The sequence below is a fragment of the Microbacterium sp. T3-8 genome (assembly GCF_055398145.1).
Genome location: NZ_AP027918.1, coordinates 1,642,289 through 1,663,883 on the forward strand (window position 1 = coordinate 1,642,289; position 21,595 = coordinate 1,663,883).

General features: G+C 70.0%; 22 protein-coding genes. 13 read left to right on the top strand and 9 right to left on the bottom strand.

Annotation, left to right across the window (positions count from 1 at the left end):
• Window positions 1-75: 75 nt before the first annotated feature.
• The 3 genes from guaB1 (at window position 76) to ACZ5Y9_RS07690 (ending at window position 4,033) form a co-directional block, all read left to right on the top strand.
• Entirely contained in the window at window positions 76-1,530 is a 1,455-nt protein-coding gene (gene guaB1, locus ACZ5Y9_RS07680) for a GMP reductase (protein WP_247632478.1), read from the top strand.
• Between the two features lie 128 nt (window positions 1,531-1,658).
• Window positions 1,659-2,975, top strand: a complete 1,317-nt coding sequence (locus tag ACZ5Y9_RS07685; protein WP_247622843.1) for a hemolysin family protein — start codon at window positions 1,659-1,661, stop codon at window positions 2,973-2,975.
• A complete protein-coding gene (locus ACZ5Y9_RS07690; protein ID WP_247622842.1) occupies window positions 2,972-4,033 on the top strand; it encodes a hemolysin family protein in 1,062 nt (353 codons plus the stop codon). The genes ACZ5Y9_RS07685 and ACZ5Y9_RS07690 overlap by 4 nt, the downstream gene beginning before the upstream one ends.
• A 72-nt stretch (window positions 4,034-4,105) precedes the next feature.
• Here ACZ5Y9_RS07690 and ACZ5Y9_RS07695 read toward each other — a convergent pair whose 3' ends face one another.
• Complete coding sequence (locus ACZ5Y9_RS07695; RefSeq protein WP_247622841.1) at window positions 4,106-5,173, bottom strand: NADH:flavin oxidoreductase/NADH oxidase; 1,068 nt, start codon at window positions 5,171-5,173, stop codon at window positions 4,106-4,108.
• 56 nt (window positions 5,174-5,229) lie between these two features.
• Between ACZ5Y9_RS07695 and ACZ5Y9_RS07700 the strand changes: the two genes are divergently transcribed.
• From ACZ5Y9_RS07700 to ACZ5Y9_RS07715, 4 genes are read left to right on the top strand one after another with little or no spacing between them, the layout of a single operon-like run.
• Entirely contained in the window at window positions 5,230-6,063 is an 834-nt protein-coding gene (locus ACZ5Y9_RS07700) for an ADP-dependent NAD(P)H-hydrate dehydratase (RefSeq protein WP_464472694.1), read from the top strand.
• Complete coding sequence (locus ACZ5Y9_RS07705; protein ID WP_464472695.1) at window positions 6,060-7,298, top strand: hypothetical protein; 1,239 nt, start codon at window positions 6,060-6,062, stop codon at window positions 7,296-7,298. Before ACZ5Y9_RS07700 ends, ACZ5Y9_RS07705 begins: the two co-directional genes overlap by 4 nt.
• Window positions 7,299-7,306: 8 nt before the next feature.
• Window positions 7,307-8,140 (top strand): alpha/beta fold hydrolase, encoded by an 834-nt coding sequence (locus ACZ5Y9_RS07710; protein ID WP_464472696.1) that lies wholly within the window; start codon window positions 7,307-7,309, stop codon window positions 8,138-8,140.
• A 38-nt stretch (window positions 8,141-8,178) separates the two neighbouring features.
• Entirely contained in the window at window positions 8,179-8,490 is a 312-nt protein-coding gene (locus tag ACZ5Y9_RS07715) for a thiamine-binding protein (RefSeq protein WP_247622837.1), read from the top strand.
• A 14-nt stretch (window positions 8,491-8,504) separates the two neighbouring features.
• Here the strand turns inward: ACZ5Y9_RS07715 and ACZ5Y9_RS07720 are convergent, their stop codons facing one another.
• Window positions 8,505-8,960: a DUF2000 family protein gene (locus tag ACZ5Y9_RS07720; RefSeq protein WP_247622836.1), complete on the bottom strand. Its 456-nt coding sequence runs from the start codon at window positions 8,958-8,960 to the stop codon at window positions 8,505-8,507.
• Window positions 8,961-9,008: 48 nt separating this feature from the next.
• Here ACZ5Y9_RS07720 and ACZ5Y9_RS07725 point away from each other — a divergent pair, with 48 nt between their 5' ends.
• From ACZ5Y9_RS07725 to ACZ5Y9_RS07735, 3 genes are read left to right on the top strand one after another with little or no spacing between them, the layout of a single operon-like run.
• On the top strand, window positions 9,009-9,794 hold the full coding sequence (locus tag ACZ5Y9_RS07725) for a helix-turn-helix transcriptional regulator (RefSeq protein WP_247622835.1): 786 nt from the start codon (window positions 9,009-9,011) through the stop codon (window positions 9,792-9,794).
• Between the two features lie 9 nt (window positions 9,795-9,803).
• Window positions 9,804-11,033: an MFS transporter gene (locus ACZ5Y9_RS07730; protein ID WP_247622834.1), complete on the top strand. Its 1,230-nt coding sequence runs from the start codon at window positions 9,804-9,806 to the stop codon at window positions 11,031-11,033.
• Between the two features lie 9 nt (window positions 11,034-11,042).
• A complete protein-coding gene (locus ACZ5Y9_RS07735) occupies window positions 11,043-11,651 on the top strand; it encodes an NUDIX domain-containing protein (RefSeq protein ID WP_247622833.1) in 609 nt (202 codons plus the stop codon).
• Window positions 11,652-11,675: 24 nt separating this feature from the next.
• Here the strand turns inward: ACZ5Y9_RS07735 and metX are convergent, their stop codons facing one another.
• The gene (gene metX, locus ACZ5Y9_RS07740) at window positions 11,676-12,884 is read right to left on the bottom strand and encodes a homoserine O-acetyltransferase MetX (protein WP_464472697.1); all 1,209 of its coding nucleotides are present in this window, start codon (window positions 12,882-12,884) and stop codon (window positions 11,676-11,678) included.
• A 107-nt stretch (window positions 12,885-12,991) separates the two neighbouring features.
• The gene (locus tag ACZ5Y9_RS07745; protein WP_247622831.1) at window positions 12,992-14,314 is read right to left on the bottom strand and encodes a bifunctional o-acetylhomoserine/o-acetylserine sulfhydrylase; all 1,323 of its coding nucleotides are present in this window, start codon (window positions 14,312-14,314) and stop codon (window positions 12,992-12,994) included.
• 147 nt (window positions 14,315-14,461) lie between these two features.
• Here ACZ5Y9_RS07745 and ACZ5Y9_RS07750 point away from each other — a divergent pair, with 147 nt between their 5' ends.
• From ACZ5Y9_RS07750 to ACZ5Y9_RS07760, 3 genes are read left to right on the top strand one after another with little or no spacing between them, the layout of a single operon-like run.
• Entirely contained in the window at window positions 14,462-15,244 is a 783-nt protein-coding gene (locus tag ACZ5Y9_RS07750) for an SDR family oxidoreductase (protein ID WP_464472698.1), read from the top strand.
• A 2-nt stretch (window positions 15,245-15,246) separates the two neighbouring features.
• Window positions 15,247-15,960 (top strand): uracil-DNA glycosylase, encoded by a 714-nt coding sequence (locus tag ACZ5Y9_RS07755; RefSeq protein ID WP_464472699.1) that lies wholly within the window; start codon window positions 15,247-15,249, stop codon window positions 15,958-15,960.
• A gap of 4 nt (window positions 15,961-15,964) precedes the next feature.
• Window positions 15,965-16,585 carry a GNAT family N-acetyltransferase gene (locus ACZ5Y9_RS07760; RefSeq protein ID WP_247622829.1) on the top strand — a complete coding sequence of 207 codons (621 nt, stop codon included), beginning with the start codon at window positions 15,965-15,967 and terminating at the stop codon, window positions 16,583-16,585.
• Here the strand turns inward: ACZ5Y9_RS07760 and ACZ5Y9_RS07765 are convergent.
• The 5 genes from ACZ5Y9_RS07765 to ACZ5Y9_RS07785 are packed head-to-tail and all read right to left on the bottom strand — an operon-like array spanning window position 16,579 to window position 21,507.
• Complete coding sequence (locus tag ACZ5Y9_RS07765; protein ID WP_464472700.1) at window positions 16,579-17,370, bottom strand: ABC transporter ATP-binding protein; 792 nt, start codon at window positions 17,368-17,370, stop codon at window positions 16,579-16,581. The genes ACZ5Y9_RS07760 and ACZ5Y9_RS07765 overlap by 7 nt on opposite strands.
• Window positions 17,367-18,158 (bottom strand): ABC transporter ATP-binding protein, encoded by a 792-nt coding sequence (locus ACZ5Y9_RS07770; RefSeq protein ID WP_247622827.1) that lies wholly within the window; start codon window positions 18,156-18,158, stop codon window positions 17,367-17,369. The genes ACZ5Y9_RS07765 and ACZ5Y9_RS07770 overlap by 4 nt, the downstream gene beginning before the upstream one ends.
• Complete coding sequence (locus tag ACZ5Y9_RS07775) at window positions 18,155-19,027, bottom strand: ABC transporter permease (RefSeq protein WP_464472701.1); 873 nt, start codon at window positions 19,025-19,027, stop codon at window positions 18,155-18,157. The genes ACZ5Y9_RS07770 and ACZ5Y9_RS07775 overlap by 4 nt, the downstream gene beginning before the upstream one ends.
• A complete protein-coding gene (locus tag ACZ5Y9_RS07780; protein WP_247622825.1) occupies window positions 19,024-19,971 on the bottom strand; it encodes an ABC transporter permease in 948 nt (315 codons plus the stop codon). Before ACZ5Y9_RS07780 ends, ACZ5Y9_RS07775 begins: the two co-directional genes overlap by 4 nt.
• 18 nt (window positions 19,972-19,989) lie before the next feature.
• On the bottom strand, window positions 19,990-21,507 hold the full coding sequence (locus tag ACZ5Y9_RS07785; RefSeq protein ID WP_464472702.1) for an ABC transporter substrate-binding protein: 1,518 nt from the start codon (window positions 21,505-21,507) through the stop codon (window positions 19,990-19,992).
• Window positions 21,508-21,595: the final 88 nt, after the last annotated feature.

A 21,595-nucleotide genomic window follows, 5' to 3' on the forward strand; every position in this document is an offset into this window, starting at 1 on the left:
CAAGCCTAACGTGTTTCCCGGTGCGAATCTTCGACGCCATGCCCAGGGAGTGCTCGATCTCGATACCGTGGAGTCATGGAGTTCTCAGGTGCGCAGCCGACCGTCGATCTGACCTATTCCGACGTGTTCCTCGTGCCGCGACGATCGTCGGTCACCAGCCGGCTCCAGGTCGACCTGGCGCCGCAGGACGGCACGCCCGCGACCCTGCCTCTCGTGGCGTCGAACATGAACTCCGTGACCGGGCCGCGCCTGGCCGCGGTGATGGCGCGACGCGGAGGTCTCGGGGTGCTGCCGCAGGACATGCCCCTCCAGGATCTCGACGCGGCGATCCGCGACGTGAAGGCGCAGCCGGTGCTGTGGGACACGGCTCTCGTCCTGCCGCCCCACGCATCGGTCGCCGACGCCCTCCGGCTCCTTCCCGCCGCGCCGGGGCACGGGATCGTGGTCGCGCACGGTGCCGCGCCGATCGGCGTCGAGGACATCCTCGGCATCCTTCCCGCGAATCGGCTGGCGACTGCTCTGCCGGACGCGCAACTGGGCGACCTCGTGCATCGGGGGACGCCGTCGATCGACGCCGACGACATCGGATCCGAACGGCACGCCTTCGACGTGATCACCGAGGCCGGTGCCGAGATGGTCACGGTCGTGCATCACGGGCATCTCGTCGGGACTCTGAGCGCGCGCAGCGCCCTGCGCTCCACTCTCTACCGACCCGCGCTCGATGCCGACGGGCGGCTCACCGTCGCCGCGGCGGTGGGGATCAACGGCGACGTCGCCGCGAAGGCGACCGCGCTCGCGGGTGCCGGGGTCGACGTGCTCGTGCTCGACACGGCGCACGGCCATCAGGACGGGATGCTGCGCGCCCTGCGCACCGTGTCTGATCTGAACCTCGGGCTTCCCCTCGTCGCCGGGAACATCGTGACCGCCGACGGCGTGCACGATCTCGTGGATGCCGGTGCCTCGATCCTCAAGGTCGGCGTCGGCCCGGGCGCGATGTGCACGACCCGCATGATGACCGCGGTCGGCCGACCCCAGTTCTCGGCGGTGCTCGAGACGGCTCAGGCGGCCCGCGAACTCGGTGCGCACGTCTGGGCGGACGGAGGGGTCCGGTACCCGCGCGACGTCGCCCTGGCGCTCGCCGCGGGCGCGGCATCCGTGATGATCGGCTCCTGGTTCGCCGGGACGATCGAGGCTCCGGGCGAATTGCAGCGCGACGCCGAGGGGCGCATCTTCAAGGAGTCCTGGGGGATGGCGTCGACCAAAGCGGTGCAGGCCCGCTTCGGCAGACTCGACGCCTACGAGCGGGCGCGCAAGGAACTCTTCGCCGAGGGCATCTCCTCGTCGAAGATCTACCTCGATCCGCTGCGGCCGGGCGTCGAGGACCTGCTCGACATGATCACCTCGGGCGTGCGCTCGTCGTTCACCTATGCCGGAGCATCCTCCGTCCCGGAGTTCCACGATCGCGCGCTGGTGGGTCTGCAGTCGGCCGCGGGCTACGAAGAGGGCAAGGCGCTGCCGGTGAGCTGGTAGCGGAATCGCGCGCGGGTGACGCGACCGCGCGCGAGCGCATTCGGTAGAATCGTCCACACTATGGACGACCCTCCCAGTTGCAGTAGATCGCCCCACCGTCCCCCTCTCCCACCGGAGAGGAACCTCTGATGGACTACGTCATGTTGGGCGTGGGGCTCCTGCTCACGATCGGCACCGGTCTGTTCGTCGCGAGCGAGTTCGCACTGGTCAATCTCGACCGCGCGGATCTCGAAGCGCGACAGGCGCGCGGTGAATCCCGACTCGCCCTCACGATCGGTGCTCTCAAGCACACCTCGACGCATCTCTCGTCGGCTCAGCTCGGCATCACGCTCACGACACTGCTGACCGGTTACACGATGGAGCCGGCGCTGTCGAACCTGCTGCGGCCGACGCTCGTCGCCTGGCACATTCCGGAGCCCGCCGTCGCGCCCATCGCCACCGTCGTCGCGATGTTCGTCGCCACGGTGCTGTCGATGATCCTGGGCGAACTCGTGCCCAAGAACTTCGCGCTCGCCCTGCCGCGCGCCACCGCCAAGCTCGTGGTTCCGTTCCAGGTCGCTTTCACCACCGTCTTCAAGCCCGCGGTCGTCGTGCTCAACGGCAGCGCCAACGGCGTGCTGCGCAGCATGGGCATCGAGCCGAAGGAAGAACTCTCCGGGGCGCGCAGCGCCGAGGAGCTCTCCTCGCTCGTGCGCCGATCGGCGAGCGCCGGTGTGCTCGAAGCCGACACCGCGACCCTGCTCGACCGCACCCTGACGTTCTCGCGCCTCACGGCGGCGGACGTCATGACCGCACGCCCGAGCATGCACGCGATCGCGGCCGGGGATTCGGCGGACGACGTCATCCAGCTCGCCCGTCGCACGGGGCACAGCCGGTTCCCCGTGTACGACGACGATCTCGACGACATCATGGGGGTCGTGCACCTGAAGGCGGCGATCTCGGTGCCGCGCGACCGTCGCACCGAAGTGCCGGTCGGCGCGCTCGCGACCGACCCCCTGCGCGTTCCCGAGACCGTGCACATCGACGGTCTCATCTCCGAGCTCCGTGCCCGGGGCTACCAACTCGCGGTCGTCGTCGACGAGTACGGCGGGACCGCCGGTCTCGTCACCCTCGAGGATCTCGTCGAGGAGATCGTCGGCGAGGTGTCGGATGAGCACGATCGCACGCGCGCCGGCGTGATCCGCGGGCGCGACGGCCTCACCTTCCCGGGCGAACTGCGCCCGGACGAGCTGCGCAGCCGCGCCGGGATCGACGTCCCGGAGGGCGATGTGTACGACACGGTCGGCGGCTACGTGATGAGCGTCCTCGAGCGCGTCCCCGCGGTCGGCGACGAGGTGTCGCTCGACAGCGGCATGCTGCAGGTGGTCCGCATGGACGGCCGCCGGGTGGACCGCATCCGCTTCGTTCCGAGACCCGTCGATGCGGATGAGGAGGTGACCCGATGAGCGATTGGGGAGGACTCGCCTGGCTCGTCGTGCTGCTGGTCGCGAACGCTTTCTTCGTCGGCGCGGAGTTCGCGGTGATCTCGGCACGCCGCTCGCAGATCGAGCCGCGTGCCGAACAGGGATCGCGCGCCGCGAAGACGGCGTTGTACGCCATGGAGCACGCGACGCTCATGCTCGCGACCTCGCAGCTGGGCATCACCATCTGCTCGCTCCTGATCCTGAACGTCTCGGAACCCGCGATCCACCATCTGCTGGCCGTGCCGCTGCACGCGCTCGGGTGGCCCGACGGCGCCGTCGATGCGGTCTCGTTCACCATCGCCCTGCTGATCGTGTCGTTCCTGCACGTGGTGTTCGGCGAGATGGTTCCCAAGAACCTCGCTTTCTCGGTGCCGGACCGCGCCGTGCTGATCCTCGCGACCCCGCTCGTGTGGGTGTCGAAGGTGTTCATGCCGGTGATCTGGCTGCTCAACGCGGCCGCCAACGGTGTGCTGCGCCTCTTCCGCGTCGAGCCCAAGAACGAGGCGGCTTCGACGTTCACGCTCGAGGAGGTCGCGACGATCGTCGACCAGTCGCGCCGCGAAGGGGTGCTCACCGACACCGCGGGGACCGTCGCCGCCGCGGTCGAGTTCACCGACAAGAAGGCGCGCGATGTCGCGGTCCCGCTGGGCGACCTCGTCACGCTGCCGGCCACGACGACCCCCGACGACATCGAGAAGGCGGTCGCACGGTACGGGTTCTCCCGCTACGTGATCGTCGACACCGAGGGCGCGCCGATCGGCTACGTGCACCTCAAGGACATCCTCCGAGCCTCGGATGGCCCGGATGCCGAGGTGAAGATGGTCGAGCCGCTTCCCGCCAAGCGCATCCACCACATGGTGCCGGTGCAGGAGGACACCGACCTCGAGGACGCCCTCGCGGTCATGCGCCGCGCCGGCCGTCACCTGGCCAAGGTGCGCGATGCCCGGGGCGAGACCACGGCCGTGCTCTTCCTGGAGGACATCCTCGAGGAGCTGGTCGGAGAGGTGCAGGACGCGACGCGTCGCGTCCGCGGGCACTGATCATGCACACGAAGGCCGCCGACCCGATCACGGGTCGGCGGCCTTCGTCGTGCGCGGATCGGCCGCGGGGCTTCAGCGCCAGCGCGCGCGGTCGTACTGCGGGGGCCAGGCGACGTCGACACCGAGATCGTGCGCGGCGCGCAGGCCGAAGTGCGGGTCGCGCAGCCACTCGCGTCCCGCGAAGATCGCATCGGCGGCGCCGTCGGAGAGCACCCGCTCCGCCTGCTCGGCGGCGGTGATCAGACCGACCGCCGAGACCGGGATGCGACCGCCCTGGCGGACGGTCTCGGCCAGCGGCACCTGGTAACCCGGGAACACGCTGATCTGCTGGTGGGCGACGAGACCCCCGCTGGAGACGTCGATGAGGTCCGCGCCGTGCGTGGTCGCCCATTCCCCGACCTGCGTCGCCTCGTCGGCGGTGAATCCGCCCTCGGCGTGATCGGTGGCCGAGATGCGCACGAACACGGGAACTCCGGGACCCGCGACGTCGCGCACCGCATCGAGGATGCGCAGCAGGAGGCGGGCGCGGTTCTCGAGCGAGCCGCCGTAGTCGTCATCACGCCGGTTCGACAGCGGCGAGAGGAACTGGTGCACGAGATAGCCGTGGGCACCGTGGATCTCGAGCACGTCGAACCCGGCGTCGAGCGCGCGACGGGCCGCATCGGCGAAGCCGGAGACGACGCGTTCGATTCCCTCGGCATCGAGGGCCTCGGGCTCGGCGAATCCCTCGAACGCGAGGGCGGACGGCGCGGTCGTCGTCCAGCCGCCGTCGGCGACCGGAACAGATCCGCGCAGCTCCGCCCAGGGCCACCAGGTCGAAGCCTTGCGGCCGGCGTGGGCGAGCTGGATGCCCGCGAGCGAGCCGCGCTCGTGGATCGCCCGGACGATCGGCACCCACGCATCGCGCTGCTCGTCGTTCCAGAGTCCGACGTCGCGCGGTGAGATGCGGCCCTCGGGAACCACGGCGGTCGCCTCCGCGACGATCAGACCGGCGCCGCCGGAGGCGAACTGCGCCAGATGCGTGTGATGCCACTCCTGCACCACACCGTCGATCGCGCTGTACATGCACATCGGTGACACCCAGAGACGGTTGGGGAACTCGACGGAACGGATGCTCAGGGGAGAGAAGAGAATGCTCACCGTTCGACGCTACCGCCGCTCGCACGGCCCGAGGGCCGTCGCACTAACGTGGAGTCATGGTCGAGGTTCGCGAGTGGTCCCGCAGCGATACGGCGCGGTTGTTCCGGGTGCCGTCAGCCGACGACGACAAGTACTCGCGCGGTGTCGTGGCACTGCGCACCGGCTCTGCGGCGTACCCCGGCGCGGCGGTGCTGGGCGTCGAGGCCGCGTGGCGCGCCGGCGCAGGGTTCGTGCGCTTCGTCGGCGACGGCCGGGTGTCGGACGCCGTGCTCGCTCGTCGTCCCGAAACGGTGACGGGGAGCGATGTCGGGCGCACGCGGGTGGACGCCTGGGTGATCGGGTCGGGGACGGATGCCGCGCATCGCAGCGCCGACGAAGAAGCGGCGCTGCGCGCCCTGCTGACCGGGAGCACCCGAGTCGTGGTCGACGCCGGAGCACTCGACCTCGTCGACCGCCCGACCGCTCCTGTGCTGCTGACGCCCCACGCGGGGGAGTTCTCGAAACTGCGTGCGCGCCTGCGTCTGGCCTCTGCCGAGGAAGATCGCGCCGGCGGCGCCGCCGAGGTCGCTCGTGCGCTCGGCGTCACCGTGCTGCTGAAGGGCGCACGCACACTGATCGCGACGCCCGACGGCGGAGCGATCGCCGTCGCGGCGGGGACCGGCTGGCTCGCCACGGCGGGCACGGGCGATGTGCTGGGCGGAGTGCTCGGTGCGGTGCTCGCCGCGAACCCCGGTGCTCCGCTGGAGGAGGCGGCCGCCGCGGGAGCGTGGCTGCACGGCTACGCCGCACGGATCGCCTCCGGGAGCGCGAACGGTGAGGCGGGGCATCCGATCGTCGCGTCGGACGTCGCGCAGGCCCTGCCGCGCGCGATCGCGGACGTGCTGGCGTGAAGCAGGGCGCGGAACGACTCATCGCGCTCTGGGTCGTCTTCGTCGCGATCCATGCCCTGACCGCGTGGCTGGGGTGGGTCTACCCGAGCCAGCCGATGGGCGATGTGGTGCTCGTCTACGAACCCTGGGCGACGGCGGCGGTGAGCGGCGGACCGATCGTCGGGATCACCGAGACCTGGGTGTACCCGCAGCTCGCCCTCGCGCCGATCCTCCTGGTGAAGGCGATGGCGGTGCCGTTCGTCGGACTCCTCGGTGTCTCCGGGGCATACCTCGTCGCCTGGGCGATCCTCGTGACCGCTCTCGACGCGCTCGCCTTCGCCGTGCTGCTCGGGCGCTCGCCGTCGGCACCGCGTCGCACCGCCGCATGGTTCTGGAGCGCCGCCCTGCTGCTGCTGGGGCCGATCGCGCTATACCGGCTGGATGCCGTCACCCTGCCGATCGTCGTGATCGCCGGTCTCTGGCTCGTCTCGCGCCCCGCGCTCGCCGCAGCCCTCCTGACGATCGGCGCATGGATCAAGATCTGGCCCGGAGCGGTGCTGCTCGCGGCACTGATCGCCGGGCGCCGTCGGCTGCGCATGATCGTCGCGGCTCTGGTGGTGACGACGGCCGTCATCGCCGGTCTGCTGCTGCTCGGAGCGCACGAGCATCTCTTCGGCTTCCTCACCGAGCAGGGCGGACGCGGTCTGCAGATCGAGGCGGTCGCAGCGACGCCTTTCCTGTGGGCGGTCCCCGGCGGATCCGCGGGCATCGAGTACAGCTTCGACATCCTCACGTTCCAGGTCGCCGCGCCGGGTGCCGACGTCGTCGCCGCGGCGCTCTCCGGATTCATGGTCGCGGTGGTCGCCGGCATCCTCGCGCTCGCGGGTTGGAAGGCGATGCGCGGGGCCGCGTTCGCCCGGCTGCTCCCACCGCTCGCGCTCTCGCTCGTGGCGGCGCTCATCGTGACCAACAAGGTCGGCTCCCCGCAGTTCCAGGTCTGGCTGATCGCGCCCGTGATCCTCTGGCTCGTGTTCGACCGGGCGAGGGCGGTCCTGCCCGCGGTCGTGGTGCTCGCGCTCTGCGTCCTCACCTGCCTCGTCTATCCGCTCGGCTACGACGCGCTGCTGCAGGGACAGGTACTGCCGATCGTGGTGCTGTCGGTGCGCAACCTCCTGCTCGTCGTCCTCCTCGTGATCGGCATCCGCGCCGTCGCGCGCACGCCCGCCGACGGTAGGGACCGACGCCGGAGCCTATGATGCATCGTGTGGCAGCAGCAGTGGTCGCGCAGGCGGCGGACGGACGAGAGATCCGGATCACCCTTCTCGGTGACTCGGACGGGCTTCCCCTCGTCGTCCTCCCCGGAGGCCCGTGCCGGGACCCCGAGTACCTCGGGGATCTCGCCGGGCTCGCGGATATCCGGCCGTTGGCGATCCTGCACGTCCGCGGCACGTCGAAAACCGGGGGGACGTCGTGGGGCTGGTGGAACGACGCAGCGGATGCCGTCGCCGCACTCGACCGACTCGGACTCGACAGCGCCGACGTGCTGGCGCACTCCGCGGGTACGCGGCTGGCGCTGTCGCTCGCGACTCAGCACCCCGAACGCGTTCGTTCGCTCGCGCTGATCACCCCGCCGTCCACGTGGCTGAGCGGCGTCGAATACGACGGCGCCGGGCTCGTCGCGGATCGCGAAGAGCCCGAGGTCGCGCAGGCCTTCGCCTCGATGCTCGGCCCGGACCCCACCGATGAAGAGGCGTTCCAGCGAGCGTGGGAGCGCGAGCAACCGGCGGGCTATGGGCACTGGACCGAGCGCGAGAGGTCCCACGCGCCGGTGGGCGGGATGTCGCTCGCCGCCTCCACGGCGTGGTTCGACGGCATCCCCGCCGATGCCCGGGAGAGGATCCTCCGCGCGCCGCTGCCGCCGACCCTCATCGCCGGCGGTGCGCTCGACATCCTCACCGGCGTCGCGCCCGTCCGCGCCTACGCCGAGCAGCTCGGCGCACGACTCGCGATGATCTCCGATGCCGGGCACTACCCGTGGGTCGAGCAGCCGGCGGCCTTCCGTCGGGTCATCGATCCCTGGGCGACGGCGACCCGCTGAGACCCGCACACCGCCATCGAAGAGACACGAGGTTCCCCATGCTGATCGCCTTCTCCGTCGCTCCCTCCGGCACCGGCCGCGAAGACGGCTCCGTCCACGTCGCCGTGGCCGCCGCCGTGCGCGTCGTCCGCGAGTCCGGGCTGCCGCACCGGACGACGAGTATGTTCACTGAGATCGAGGGCCCCGACTGGGACACCGTGATGGACGTCGTCAAACGCGCCACCGAGGCGGTCATGCCCTTCGGCTCGCGCGTGTCCTTGGTGCTCAAGGCCGATATCCGCCCCGGCTTCACCGGCGAGCTCGACGGCAAGATCGAGCGTCTCGAGCGTGCGATCGACGAGGCCGAGTAGAACGCACACGTCGTTCAGGCGTGCATGCGGGCGCCCTTGAGCATGCGGTCGACGGCGTTGCGCGGACCCCGGAGCGCGAGCCCCACGAGATCGAGGTCGGCCGTTGCGACGGCCGCGACGGCGGCGCGATTGGCATCGTCGTGCCCTGTCGCGAAGAGCTCGCGGGTGTAGACCGCGAGCGCGACATCGTCTCGGGAGGAGGCACGATCGCGAACCGAGCGCAGGAGATCGGAGTTCCCGGTCATGACGAGCACGGGCTGACGCAGCATCGGCAGATACGTCGTGCCGTCGCGGTCGCGGTAGGGTCCGCCGGTGAGATCGGGTGCACTCACGGTGATGCCGGAGATCAGGAAAGCGGTCACGTTGAGCTCCTGCCAGGCGGCGAGGTCGTCGCCGAGGAGGACGACGACCTTCGTGTCGAAGCGGGCGGTCTGTTCAGCGGGGGTGCTCGTCGGCAGTGCGGTGGTCATGTATCCACGATCGCGCCGGAAGCCCGCGGCGTCTTGTACGTTTCTTGCATGGTCGATCGCGTGCACGCCTGGCATCCCGCGGTGCCCGCGGTGCGGGAGGTGTATCACGCCTCCTTCGAGCACGCGTACCCGCTTCACGCCCACGACGTCTGGACGGCGATGCTCGTGGACGAGGGAGCGGTCGCCTACGGTCTCGATCGTTCGTCGCACATCGCCGCGCCGGGTGCGGTGACGCTGCTGCCCCCGGGCGTCCCGCACGACGGGCGTTCGACCGTGGACGGTCGCATCTATCGCAAACGTGTCGTGTACTTCGATCCGGCGTGGCTCCCCGCCGAGGCGGTGGGCAGGTCGGTCGTCCACCCGACGGTGCGCGACCCGCGAGCGACGGCGGCGGCGCGACGCATCCACGCCGCACTCGCCCTGCCCGGTGACCTGCTCGCCGCCGAGCAGTGGACGCTCGCGCTGAGAGGGCGCATCCTCGCCCATCTCGGGTCATCGACCGTTGCCTCTCGCGACACGCCGCTCGCTCGCCGCCTCCGGGCGCTCATCGAGGATCGTTTCACGGAGTCCTTCACCCTCTCCGAGATCGCCACCGCATGGGGAGCGCATCCGAGCCATCTGACGCGTTCCTTCACGCGCACGTACGGCATCGCGCCGCATCAGTACGTGCTGAGCCGACGCATCGATCTCGCGCGAAGGCTCCTGGTCGACGGCATCCGACCGTCCGACGCCGCGGCGCAGGCCGGGTTCCACGATCAGGCCCATCTCACGCGACACTTCCGGCGCGTGCTCGGGACGACCCCCGGTGCCTTCGGGCCGTCGGCGGGCCGGTAGGCTGGACCGGTGAATCCCTCGACTGAATCGAGGGGTGCGGCGAAGAGGGCGCTCCTCTCTCTCGCCATCGGCAGTTTCGGCATCGGCATGACCGAGTTCGTCGTCATGGGCCTGCTCCCGAACATCGCCTCCGACCTGCTTCCCTCCCTCTGGGCCTCGAGCCAGGAGGATGCGCTGAGCCAGGCCGGATGGCTCATCTCGCTGTATGCGCTCGGCGTCGTGGTGGGCGCGCCGACCATCGCCGGTTTCGTCGCGCGCTTCCCGCGGCACCGCGTCATGATCGTCCTGGCGATCGCGCTCACGGTCTTCAACGCCCTCACCGTGGTGCTGCCGACGTTCGAGCTGGTCGGGGCGTCGCGCTTCCTCGCCGGCCTCCCGCACGGGGCCTACTTCGGCATCGGCGCTCTCGTCGCGGCCGACGTCATGGGGCCGGGCAACCGCGCCAAGGGCGTCGCCTTCATCCTCACCGGCCTCACGGTCGCGAACGTCGTCGGGGTTCCGCTCGGCACCTTCCTCGGCCAGGCCTGGGGATGGCGCGCCGCGTTCGGCGTCGTCGCCCTCGTCTTCGCCCTCGCGACGATCTGCATCGTGTTCTTCGTGCCCGAGCACCCGGGTTCCCCCGGCCGGACGATGCGTCAGGAACTGGGCGTCTTCCGCATCCGGCAGGTCTGGTTCACTCTGGGCATCGGCGCGATCGGCTTCGGCGGGTTCTTCGCCGTGTACAGCTACATCGCCCCGTTGGTGACCGAGGTGGCCGGGTCACCGGAGTGGGTGGTGCCGATCGTTCTGGTGCTCATGGGCATCGGCATGACGGTCGGAAACCTCGTGGGCGGTCATCTCGCCGACATCGATCTGCGGCGCACGCTGCTGTTCGGACTCGCGGCGATGGCGGTCGTCTTCGCCCTGCTCGCCGTGTTCTCGTTCTGGATCATCTCGCTGAGCCTCTTGGTGCTCATCGTCGGCTTCGTGTCGTCGGTGCTGAGCCCGACGATCCAGACCCGTCTCATGGACGTCGCCGAAGACAATCAGTCGATCGCCGCGGCCATGAACCACTCCGCGCTGAACATCGGCAACAGCCTCGGGGCGTTCCTGGGTGGCGTCGTGATCGCCGTCGGCTGGGGCTTCACGGCTCCCGCGTGGACCGGTGCCGTGCTCGCGATCGCCGGTCTGCTGATCGCTCTGCTCTCGTACCGCGTCGAGGCTCGTCGCTCCGCTGCCCTGGTGGGCGCATCGTCGTAGGGTGAGGGGATGCTCACCCCCGATGCTCTTCCGGTGGCCGGAACGGCCGTGCTGGTGCGTGACTCGACCGGCGGCGTCGAGGTGCTGATGATCCGTCGGCCCGAGCGGGGTTCCTTCGCGGACGCGTGGGTCTTCCCGGGCGGCAAAGTGGAGGAACACGATCGGCGACACGGCTCCGGGGAGATCGACGACGCGCGACGCGCCGCCATCCGAGAGACGCAGGAGGAGGTCGGCCTCGAGATCGCCGGTCTGTCGGCGTTGTCGCAGTGGCATCCGCCCGCCGAGGCGCCCACGCGGATCCGGACGTGGTTCTTCCTCGCTGCGGCACCGGCTGCCACGCCCGTCCCGTCGCCCGACGAGGTCGTCGAGTACGCCTGGACGACCCCGGCACAGGCGCTCGAACGGCACGCGACGGGGGAGTGGTCTCTGTTCCCGCCGACGTGGATGACACTCCACGGTTTGATCGCGGTCACCGACGCCGCTTCCGCGCTCGCCGCGCCGTCGACACCGGCCCTGTTCCGAACGCGCGTGATCCCGACGGATACCGGGCACGACTTCGCCTGGGAGCAGGGTCGTCTGCTGACCGGTGGACTCCCGTGGCGGTTCGTCGAGGAGTGAGCCGGCGAGTGAGCCGTCGGGGTGTCAGCTGTCGAGCAGTCGCCGCAGGTGAGCGCCCACGGCCTCGTTCTCGATGAGGAACCCGTCGTGCCCGAAGTCGCTGTTCAGCACGACCGCGTCGTGGCCGTCGAGGGTGTTCGGGATGCTCCGGGCGATGCGGTGCTGGCCATCGACCGGGAAGAGGCGGTCGCTGTCGATCCCCAGCACGAGCGTCGTCGCGGTCACGGTGCGCAGAGCCTCCTCCACGCCGCCGCGGTCGCGCCCGACGTCGTGCGAGTTCATGGCCTCGACGAGCGTGATGTAGCTGTTCGCGTCGAAGCGGCGCGTGAACTTGTTGCCGTGGAAGTCGAGGTACGACTCGACGGCGAAGCGCCCGCCGTGCCCGAGCGGTGAGACCCCCGACTGCCAGGAGCGCTGGAACCGCTGATTGAGCTCGATCGGGCTGCGGTAGTTCAGCAGAGCCATCCGTCGGGCGAGGGCCAGACCCCGGTGCGGGCCGTCGCCGTCGCCGAGGTCGTAGTACTCGCCGCCCTGGAACCGCGGATCCATGCGGATCGTCTCGAGCTGCACGGTGTTGAGCGCGATCTGGTCGGCGGTGGTCACGGGAGGCGACGAGAGCACGGCGAGCCGTTCGACCCGTTCCGGATGCGTCACCGCCCACTCGAGCGCGTGCATACCGCCCATCGAGCCGCCGATGACCGCGGCCCACGTGTCGATGCCCAGGGCATCGGCGAGGCGCACCTGAGCGGCGACCTGATCGCGGATCGTCAGGTACGGGAAGCGCGAGGCCCATTCGTAGCCGTCGGGGGCGACGCTCGCGGGCCCGGTCGAGCCCTGGCAGCCACCGAGCATGTTGGGGGCGACGACGAACCAGCGGTCGGTGTCGAGGGGCGCACCGGGACCGGTGAGCTCTTCCCACCATCCGGCGGTCGGATGCCCCGCACCGGCCTCGCCGCGCACGTGGCTGTCGCCGGTGAGGGCGTGCAGCACGAGCACCGCGTTGTCGCCGGCGGCGTTCAGCTCGCCCCAGGACTCGTAGGCGATGCGGATGCTGGGGAGCTCGGCCCCGCTCTCGGTCCGGAACGCGCCGGACCGAGAGAAGCGGCGTCCGCCCACCGGATCGCCGTCGCGCCAGGCGCCGGTCGCCGGAGGTCGCGCGCGGAGCAGCCGGACGTCGGCCTCCGTCACGAGCGCCGAGGGCACCGTGTCTTCAGAGGTCGTCTGCCAGTCCATGCTTCCATTCTCGCGTGACCTGCGGGTCGAGCGGCGAACGTTACGCCGCCGGAAGACACGGATGCCCCGGACTCCGGGAGTCCGAGGCATCCGTGGTGGACGAATCGTCAGGCGCGAGCGGCCTCCGAGACGCGACGGGCAGCGGCCAGGGCCTGGTCGAGGTCGGCCTTGAGGTCGTCGACGTTCTCGATGCCGACCGAGAGGCGCACGAGGCCGGGCGTGACGCCCGCCGTGAGCTGCTGCTCGGGGCTGAGCTGCGCGTGAGTGGTCGATGCCGGGTGGATGACGAGCGAGCGCACGTCGCCGATGTTCGCCAGGTGGCTGAACAGCGAGAGGCTGTTCACGAACTCGCGACCCGCCTCGACACCGCCCTTCAGCTCGAACGACAGCACCGCTCCGACGCCCTTGGGCGCGTACTCGTTGGCCTTGGCGTACCAGGGGGAGGACGGCAGCCCCGAGTAGTTGACGGTCGCGACGTCATCGCGTCCGTCGAGCCACTCGGCGATCTCCTGCGCGTTCTGCACGTGGCGCTCGATGCGCAGCGACAGCGTCTCGACGCCCTGGATCAGGTTCCACGCGCTCTGCGGGGCGATCGCGGATCCGAGGTCGCGGAGCAGCTGCACGCGGGCCTTGATGATGTACGCGAGCGGGTCGCCGACCGCGGTCGTGTAGCTGGCCCCGTGGTACGAGGGGTCCGGAACGGTGAGCCCCGGGAACTTCTCGACGTTCTTCGACCACTCGAACGAACCGCCGTCGATGATCACGCCGCCGATCGTCGTGCCGTGGCCGCCGAGGAACTTGGTGACCGAGTGGATCACGATGTCGGCGCCGTGCTCGAACGGACGGATCAGGTACGGGGTGGCGATCGTGTTGTCGACGATGAGCGGCACACCGCTGGCGTGGGCGACGTCGGCGACGGCGCGGATGTCGAGGACGTTGATCTGTGGGTTGCCGATCGTCTCGGCGAAGAACAGCTTGGTGTTCGGGCGGACGGCGCGGCGCCACTCCTCGGGGTCGTCCTGGTTCTCGACGAACGTGACCTCGATGCCGAGCTTGGCGAGCGTGTACTTGAAGAGGTTGTAGGTGCCGCCGTAGATCGAGCTCGAGGCGACGAAGTGGTCGCCGGCCTCGGCGATGTTCAGGATCGCGAAGGTCGATGCCGCCTGGCCGCTTGAGAGCACCAGTGCTCCCGTGCCTCCCTCGAGGGCCGCGAGGCGCTGCTCGAGGACGTCCTGCGTCGGGTTCTGGATGCGGGTGTAGATGTTGCCGAACTCGGCCAGGGCGAAGAGGTTCGCCGCGTGGTCTGCGCTGTCGAACACGTACGACGTGGTCTGGTAGATCGGCGTGGCACGTGCCTTCGTCACCGGGTCGGGCGCAGCGCCGGAGTGGATCTGCTTGGTCTCGAAACGCCAGGTCTCGGGTGCGGACATGTTGTTCCCCCTGGAACGATCGATGAGCGGATGGCGGATGCCGTTTCAGCGAGAGTACGGAATATTCCCTCCTGTCAACAAAGAGTGGGAAATGTGACGTAACAGTCCCGATCGGCGAAAAACCGCGGAACATCGTACGGTGGAGGCATGGTGAACAGACGTGCAGTTGTGACGGGAGCGAGCTCGGGGATCGGGGCGGCGACGGTGCGGGAGCTCCGCTCGCGCGGATGGGACGTCGTGGGCGTCGCCCGGCGGGAGGATCGTCTCACCACCCTCGTGGCCGAGACCGGGGCATCCGCCATCGCCTGCGACCTGACCGACTCCGCCGCCGTCGATGCCCTCATCGCCGAGCTGGAGGCCAGCGGCCCCGTGCACGCGCTCGTGCAGGTGGCCGGGGGAGCGCGCGGGACCGACCGCATCGAGGATGGCTCGGTCGAGGACTGGCAGTGGATGTTCGAGGCGAACGTGCTCTCGACGCAGCGGCTCGTGAAGGGCCTGCTTCCGCTGTTGCGCCGCGCCGCAGCAGCCGACGGCCACGCCGACACGGTGTTCGTGACGTCGACGGCGGCCCAGACCGCGTACGCGGGCGGAGCCGGGTACAACGCGGCGAAGGCCGCCGAGGCGATGCTCGTCCGGGTGCTCCGTCAGGAGCTGAACGGCGAGCCGATCCGCGTGGTCGAGGTCGCACCGGGAATGGTGCACACCGAGGAGTTCACCCTCAACCGTCTCGGCGGGGACTCCGTCGCCGCCGAAGCCGTCTACGCCGGAGTCGAGGCTCCGCTCGTCGCCGGAGACGTCGCCGACGTCATCGCCTACGCGCTCGATGCGCCGGGGCACGTGAACCTTGACCTCGTCACGATGCGTCCGGTCGCGCAGTCGGCTCAGCACCTGCTGGCGCGCGGACCGCTGCGCGTGCGCTCCGCCGAATGACGATGGCCCGCACCCTCGCCGAGCTCGCCGCGGATGGCGAGATCGACCCGGGATGGGCGGAGGCGCTCGCGCCCGTGCAGCACGACATCACCGCCCTGGGCGAGCGTCTGCGCGGCGAGGTGCAGGCGGGGCGTGGATACCTTCCGGACGGCGCGAACGTGCTCCGGGCGTTCCGGCGACCGCTCGCCGATGTGCGGGTTCTCATCACCGGTCAGGATCCCTATCCGACCCCCGGTCATCCGATCGGACTCTCGTTCGCGGTCGACCGCGACGTGCGGCCGCTGCCGCGCAGCCTCGCCAACATCTACCGCGAGCGGGAGAGCGATCTCGGCATCCCGCCCGCGCCGCACGGCGACCTCTCGGCGTGGAGCGATCAGGGGGTGCTGCTGCTCAACCGGGTGCTGACCGTGCAGCCGGGCGTGGCGGGCTCGCACCGGCGGTGGGGGTGGGAGAAAGTCACCGAAGCCGCGATCCGGGCGCTCGTCGCGCGCGACCGCCCGCTCGTCGCGATCCTATGGGGCAAGGACGCCGAGAACCTGCGTCCGCTCCTGGGGGTGACGCCGGTCATCGCGTCGGCCCACCCCTCGCCGCTGTCGGCGCGTCGCGGTTTCTTCGGGTCCCGCCCGTTCTCCCGCGCGAACGAGCTGCTCGAGGGCCTGGGAGCGGCGCCGATCGACTGGCGGGTAGAGGGCGAACGCCCCGGATCCCTAAGCTGAGCGCATGCAGTTCGAACCGGGGGACCGACGCCGCATCCTTCCGCGCCACCTGCGTCCTGCGGCGGCCCCCGAGATCTTCTCGTACACGATCCGTCCCGCCCGCCCCGGTGATCTGCCCTCCGTGCGCGAGATCTACAACCACTTCGTGAGCAACTCCGCCGTCACGCTCGACGAGAAGAGCAGCAGCATCCCGTACTGGCGCGACAAGTTCGCCCTGCTGGATCGGCTCGGGCTCCCGTTCCTCGTCGCGGTGTCACCTTCCGGGGTGGTCATCGGCTATGCGCTCGCGCAGCCCTGGGCGGGCAAGAACGCCTATCGCTACACGGTCGAGGACTCGATCTACCTCGGCCCTGGCGCCGGCGGAAAGGGCCTCGGTGGCGCGCTGCTCCAGGCGCTGATCGACGCCTGCGAGCAGTTCGGCATCCGCGAGATGGTCGCGGTCATCAGCGACAGCGGTGCCGAGGCGTCGATCCGTCTGCACGCTCGCCTCGGTTTCGTGGAGGCGGGGCGCATGGCCCGGGTCGGCCACAAGTTCGGTCGTGAGCTCGGCACCGTGTACATGAAGCGCGCGCTGAGACCGGTCGCGCGCCGCCGTCGGTTCCTGGCCTCCGGTCGCGGTCACTGATCGCGCGGGATGACCGGGATCGCGGCCAGCAGAGCCTTCGTGTAGTCGTGCTGCGGGCGCAGGAGCACGTCGCCGGTCGTGCCGCGCTCGACGATCCGGCCGTCCTTCATCACCACCACGGTGTCGCTGAGGTTCTGCACCACACCGATGTCGTGCGAGACGAGCACGAGGGTGAGGTCGGTCGTCCGTCGCAGATCGACGAGGAGCTCGAGGATCTGCGCCCGTACCGTCACGTCGAGGGCCGAGAGCGGCTCGTCGCCGATGAGGATGCGGGGGCCGTGCACGATCGCACGAGCCAACGCGATGCGTTGTCGCTGCCCGCCGGAGAACTCGTGTGGATATCTGTCGCCGGCATCGGGCTCCAGCCCGACCCGGGCGAGCACCTCGCGCACACGCGCCCGATGATCGCCGTCGATGCCGAGGGCCCACAGCGGCTCGCGAACGATCTGCCCGGCGGTCATGCGCGGGTCGAGGGAGGCGTAGGGGTCCTGGAAGACGAGTCCCGTCTGTCGGCGCAGCCACCGGAGGGACGTCGCGGATGCCGACGCGTCCACGCGCCGTCCGCCGACGGTCACCGTCCCCGATGTCGGTCTGTCGAGGCCCAGCAGCAGGCGCACCAGTGTCGATTTCCCCGAACCGGACTCGCCGATGATCCCGACGGACGAGCCCTCGATGATGTCGAGGTCGGTCGGCTCGAGCGCCGTCTGCCGACGTGTGCGCTCGAGGGGCGAGCGCTTCGGGACGATGAACTCGCGGGTCAGCCCACGCGCTTCGACGAGACTCATGCGATGCCTCCGTCCGGGCGCCACAGCGTCGCCGTCGCATCGCGGAGCAGCCCCTGCGTGATCGGCGAGCTCGGTGCGGTGAGCAACGTCGAGACCGGAGCGGACTCGACGACGCGCCCGTGTTCGAGAACCACGCCTTCGGTGGCGACCTGTGCGAGGACGGCGAGGTCGTGGGTGATGAAGACGAGCGACATGCCCTCGTCCTCGACGAGGTGCAGCAGGAGCGCCAGGATCTCGGACTGGATCGTGACGTCGAGCGCCGTGGTCGGCTCGTCGGCGATGAGCACGCGCGGGCGGCAGGCGAGTGCCATCGCGATCGCGACGCGCTGGCGCTGGCCGCCGGAGAGCTGGTGCGGGTAGCGATCGACGATCGACTCCGGATCGGGGAGCCGCACGCGGGCGGCTTCCTGAACCGCGCGTGCGCGCGCTTCGCGTCGCCCGATGCCCTCGTGGATGCGGATCGCCTCGGCGATCTGCCGACCGACCGTGCGGATCGGATTGAGGGCGGTGCGCGGCTCCTGGAACACGATGCCGATCTCGTCACCGCGCAGTCGGGCGAGCTCGCGGTCCGGCATCCCGACCAGTTCCGTGCCGTTCCAGCGGATGCTGCCCGCCGCCGTCGCGCCGTCGGGCAGGAGCCCGAGGATCGCGAGAGCGGTGAGTGATTTGCCCGACCCGGACTCGCCGATCAGGCCCAGACGGGCGCCGTCCGCGACCTCGAACGAGACGCCGTCGACGACGCGACGCCCGTCGATCTCGACGGTCAGGTCTTCGACGACGAGGCTCATGCGACCACTCCGGGGGTGTGCGTCTCGGCGCGGCGGTGGCGCAGCGTGGGGTCGGTGGCTTCGCGCAGGGCGTCGCCGAGGAGATTCAGGGCGAGGACGGTGAGGGTGATCGTGAGACCCGGCCAGATCACCGAGAGCGGGTGCACGCCGATGTAGCGCTGCAGGTCGGCGAGCAGCAGGCCCCAGCTGGGCTCGACGACCGACGCGCCGAAGCCGAGGTACGACAGTCCGGCTTCGGCCAGCACGGCGACGGCCATCGACCACGACAGCTGCACGATGAACACCGGAGCGACGTTGGGGAGGAGGTGGCGCAGCAGGCTCTGCGCGGGAGTGAGGCCGGATGCCTTCGCCGCGAGGATGAAGTCGCTCTGCTGCACCCTCCGCAGCTCGGGGCGGGTGACGCGCGCGATGTTCACGCCGAAGCCGATGCCCACGGCCCAGATCACGACCCAGAGGGAGCCGCCCCAGACCGAGGAGATCATCATCGCGATCAGGAGCACCGGGAAGGCGATCAGGATGTCGACCAGAACCGCGATCGTCTCGCGCAGCCACCGGGCGGTGAGGGCGCCGAGCGCGGCGAGGGCGATGCCGACGACGGTGGCGACGACTCCGGCACCGATGCTGACGAACACCGTCGTGCGCGCCCCCGCCATGATGAGGCTCAGGATGTCGCGCCCGGTGTCGTCGGTGCCCAGGAGGTGCGGCCAGCTCGGACCGAGCCACCGGTCGCTGATGGTCGAGGATTGCGGGTCGAACGGCGTCCAGAACAGCCCGACGAGGGCTGTCAGGCCGATGAGGGCGACGACGATCAGGCCGAAGGCGCCCGTCGGGGTCGCCCACAGGCGGCGGAGCCACAGCGGAGCCATCATGCCTCCCTCTGGCGCGGGTCGATCGTACGGTGGAGCAGGTCGACCAGGAATCCGATCACGAGCACGAAGCCGGTGAGCACGAGGAGCTCGCTCTGCACCTTGATGAGGTCGCGGGTGCCGACGTCCGCCACCAGCATCCGTCCGATGCCCGGGAGGGTGAACAGCTGTTCGATCACGACGGAGCCCACGATGATGCCGGCGACCTGCAGGCCGAGCACCGTGATGATCGACAGCCCGACGGCGGGGATGCCGTGTCGGATCAGCGCCTGCGTACGCGTGAGTCCCTTGGCCGCCGCCGTGCGGACGAAGTCCTGGCCGGCCGCCTGCAGGGTCGCACTGCGCACGAAGCGCATGAGCATGGCACCCTCCACGATCCCGATCGTGAGAGCTGGCAGGAGGAGCGCCTCGATGGCCTCGCCGGGCGTGCTCCACCCGGTGCGGGGGAAGCCCTGCGGGGGCAACCACCCGAGCCAGACCGAGAAGACGACGATGAGCATCATGCCGGCCCAGACGACGGGTACGGCGGCGAGGGTCTGCGCGCCGACACTCAGCGCGGTGCCTGCGCGCCGTCCGCGAGCCAGCGCGGCGAGGATGCCGAAGGGGATCGCGATCACGACGGCGATGAGGAGCGACATCAGCCCGAGCGGCACCGTGACCTGCGCCTTGAGCAGGAGCTCATCGCCGACCGAGGCGCCGGAGAGCAGTGACGTGCCGAGGTCTCCGCGGAAGATGCCTCCGATCCAGTCGATGTACTGCGACAGGAGCGGCCGGTTCAGGCCGAGCGATTCGCGCAGCGCTTCGACCTCGGCCGGCGATGCCTGGGTGCCGGCGATGAGCTGGGCGACATCACCCGGGAAGACGCGCAGGGTGAGGAAGATGAGGGCGCTCGCGACGAGGAGCCCTGCGATGAGCAGGGCTCCTCGAACGAGCGCGTAACGGATCACGGAGGACGAGACCGCCGCCTACTCGGCGGACGAGACCGTCACGCCGGCCAGGTTGATGCGCGAGTTGATCGAGTCCTCGGGGAAGCCGGTGACGATCGGCGCGACCGCCGTGATCGTCTGGCCGTTGTACAGCCAGTCGGCCGCGTGGTCCTCCGAGACGATCCGCGCCGCCTGGGCGAGGAGATCGGCGGACTTGTCGGGGTCGACCTCGGCGAGGGCCTCGGCGTAGAGGCTCTGCACCTCGGCGTTGTCGTACCCGAAGTAGTAGTCCGGGTTCGCGAAGTTGCCGAAGTCACGCGGCTCGACGTGCAGCACGTAGCTGAGGTCGTAGTCGTGGTTCGTGTAGACGTCTTCGAGCCAGGTGGCGAACTCGACCGAGTCGACGTCGAGGGTGACGCCCACCTTCGCGAAGTCCGAGATGAGCACCTTCGGCACGGTGGTGCCGTAGAACGAGGGGATCGTGAGGGTCAGCTCGAGATCCTCCTGCCCGGCCTCCGCCAGGAGTTCCTTCGCGCGCTCGGGGTCGTAGGAGACGACATCGGAGAGGTCTTCGTAGCCCGGGTCGAGCTCGGGGATCGGTCCGTAGAGCGGGGTGCCCGCGCCGGCCGCCTCGATGAGCGCGTCGTGGTCGATCGCCAGGCGCAGCGCCTCGCGCACGCGAACGTCGTCGAGCGGCGCCTTCGCGTTGTTGAACGCGAGCGTGGCCTTGTCGGTCGTACGACCCGTGGTGAGGGTGAAGTCGCCCGAGTCCTCGAGCTGCGACGCGAGGTTCGGGTCGACGGCGGTCAGCACGTCGACGTCGCCCGCGATCGCGGCGTTCACACCCGCGGTGAAGTCGGGGATGTACTGGAACTCGACCGACGCGACGCCGGCGGGCTCGCCCCAGTAGGCGTCGCTGCGCGCGAACGTGATCGTGCTGCCCTTGTTCCAGCGGGTGAGGGTGAAGGGTCCGGTGCCGTTCTCCGCCGTCTGCAGGTCGGTGGTGTCGCCGCTCTTGAACACCAGGCCGGCGGGACCGGTCAGGGCGAAGAGGAAGTTCTGGTTCGGCTCGGAGAGCACGATCTCGACGGTCTTCTCGTCGGGCGCGGTGATCGAGGAGACCGAGGCGAACTCCGCGTTGCCCTGGATGGTCTCGTCGGTGCGCACCTGCTCGTACGACGCGACGACATCGGCCGACGTCAGGGGCGAGCCGTCGTGGAAGATCACTCCGTCGTTGAGCGTGAACGAGTAGGTCAGGCCGTCGTCGGAGACCGAGTAGTCCGAGGCGATGCGCGCCTCGATCTCGTTGTCCTGGGTACGGGTGACCAAGCCCTCGTAGATGTTGTCGATGAGGATCTGCTCGAGTGCCGCGCCACTGGTGTGCCGGATGTCGAGGTTGGTCGGCTCGAGCACGAGACCCACGTGGAGGGTCGCGTCGGGGTCGACCTCACCGGTCGAGGTGGCGGCGGGCTGCGGACTGCCGGAGCACGCGCTGAGGATGACAGCGGTGGCGGCGAGCGCGGAGATGAGCGCTACGCGTCGGGAGCGTCGGAACATGATGGTTTCCTCTCGGTGCGGCAGGTGCTGTGTGCCGGTTGAACGAGCCTAGGGATGAGCGAGAAATCGAAGGGTGCGGTGTGGAACG

Excerpts from the sequence above, each read along its gene's own strand:
- ACZ5Y9_RS07725 (WP_247622835.1), top strand. The coding sequence starts at position 9,009 with ATGGTCGATCGCGTGCACGCCTGGCATCCCGCGGTGCCCGCGGTGCGG.
- ACZ5Y9_RS07720 (WP_247622836.1), bottom strand. The coding sequence starts at position 8,960 with ATGACCACCGCACTGCCGACGAGCACCCCCGCTGAACAGACCGCCCGC.
- ACZ5Y9_RS07685 (WP_247622843.1), top strand. The coding sequence starts at position 1,659 with ATGGACTACGTCATGTTGGGCGTGGGGCTCCTGCTCACGATCGGCACC.
- ACZ5Y9_RS07700 (WP_464472694.1), top strand. The coding sequence starts at position 5,230 with ATGGTCGAGGTTCGCGAGTGGTCCCGCAGCGATACGGCGCGGTTGTTC.
- ACZ5Y9_RS07785 (WP_464472702.1), bottom strand. The coding sequence starts at position 21,507 with ATGTTCCGACGCTCCCGACGCGTAGCGCTCATCTCCGCGCTCGCCGCC.
- ACZ5Y9_RS07715 (WP_247622837.1), top strand. The coding sequence starts at position 8,179 with ATGCTGATCGCCTTCTCCGTCGCTCCCTCCGGCACCGGCCGCGAAGAC.
- ACZ5Y9_RS07765 (WP_464472700.1), bottom strand. The coding sequence starts at position 17,370 with ATGAGTCTCGTCGAAGCGCGTGGGCTGACCCGCGAGTTCATCGTCCCG.
- ACZ5Y9_RS07690 (WP_247622842.1), top strand. The coding sequence starts at position 2,972 with ATGAGCGATTGGGGAGGACTCGCCTGGCTCGTCGTGCTGCTGGTCGCG.
- guaB1 (WP_247632478.1), top strand. The coding sequence starts at position 76 with ATGGAGTTCTCAGGTGCGCAGCCGACCGTCGATCTGACCTATTCCGAC.
- ACZ5Y9_RS07750 (WP_464472698.1), top strand. The coding sequence starts at position 14,462 with ATGGTGAACAGACGTGCAGTTGTGACGGGAGCGAGCTCGGGGATCGGG.
- ACZ5Y9_RS07770 (WP_247622827.1), bottom strand. The coding sequence starts at position 18,158 with ATGAGCCTCGTCGTCGAAGACCTGACCGTCGAGATCGACGGGCGTCGC.
- ACZ5Y9_RS07760 (WP_247622829.1), top strand. The coding sequence starts at position 15,965 with ATGCAGTTCGAACCGGGGGACCGACGCCGCATCCTTCCGCGCCACCTG.
- metX (WP_464472697.1), bottom strand. The coding sequence starts at position 12,884 with ATGGACTGGCAGACGACCTCTGAAGACACGGTGCCCTCGGCGCTCGTG.
- ACZ5Y9_RS07745 (WP_247622831.1), bottom strand. The coding sequence starts at position 14,314 with ATGTCCGCACCCGAGACCTGGCGTTTCGAGACCAAGCAGATCCACTCC.
- ACZ5Y9_RS07755 (WP_464472699.1), top strand. The coding sequence starts at position 15,247 with ATGGCCCGCACCCTCGCCGAGCTCGCCGCGGATGGCGAGATCGACCCG.
- ACZ5Y9_RS07775 (WP_464472701.1), bottom strand. The coding sequence starts at position 19,027 with ATGATGGCTCCGCTGTGGCTCCGCCGCCTGTGGGCGACCCCGACGGGC.
- ACZ5Y9_RS07735 (WP_247622833.1), top strand. The coding sequence starts at position 11,043 with ATGCTCACCCCCGATGCTCTTCCGGTGGCCGGAACGGCCGTGCTGGTG.